Origin of the sequence: Limnobacter humi, assembly GCF_024518835.1 — a bacterium.
GTDB classification, from domain to species: domain Bacteria; phylum Pseudomonadota; class Gammaproteobacteria; order Burkholderiales; family Burkholderiaceae_B; genus Limnobacter; species Limnobacter humi.
On sequence record NZ_JANIGO010000017.1, the window covers coordinates 1 to 665 of the forward strand.

The 665-nt window shown below is 53.4% G+C and carries 1 protein-coding gene; it reads right to left on the minus strand.

Going from position 1 to position 665, the window contains the following annotated elements:
• Positions 1-622: hypothetical protein (locus NQT62_RS15345; protein ID WP_256765624.1), on the minus strand; the 622-nt coding region annotated here is incomplete at its 3' end.
• Positions 623-665 lie beyond the last annotated feature (43 nt).

A 665-nucleotide genomic window follows, 5' to 3' on the forward strand; every position in this document is an offset into this window, starting at 1 on the left:
CTAGCGCGGCGAGGCTTTCGACAATTGCAGCATCGAGCTGCCCCTGCGAAACGATGCCGCTTTCCAGCATATTTTTCAGGGTTTCAGCCACAACCTCGATAGGCGTATCAGCCTTTGGCTTGCTCCTTCTAAACCGCTCATCGCGGATCACACTTGAAAGCGTCGTAAGAATATCACGGAGCAGAACCGCAATGCCGTCACGATCCTTATGGTCGAGATATCGCCTCGTCGGATCAGCCTGCGTAAATGACCACTCTTTGATGCCTTCCGCGCTCAGCTCCTCAAGCATCTTCTCTTGGCGATCACGCTTGCGAATTGCTTCTATCGATTCAGGATCACGAGATTTTACCGGCACAAAATGGTTTAGCCGCCCTTCTGTGACTTCAGGGACCCCACCGGTATAGAAAGCGGTATAGCGGATCGTCCGGCTCTCACCACGTCGAATCCGACCTTCCCGCGTCTGCGTGCCTACGATCAAATGGAATTGGCCGTCTTGCTGCCCTGCGATGTCGGCATATTTGATCACGTCCTCTTCTTCGTAACTGACCTCATCACTCAAACGGGTGGTCTTGAAGGCAGCGCGCTGATCAACCTTCATCCCTCTCGAAACAGGGGTCATCACTTTGGATCCCCACCCCCGGATCAGCTTAAATGTGTTGCTGTCT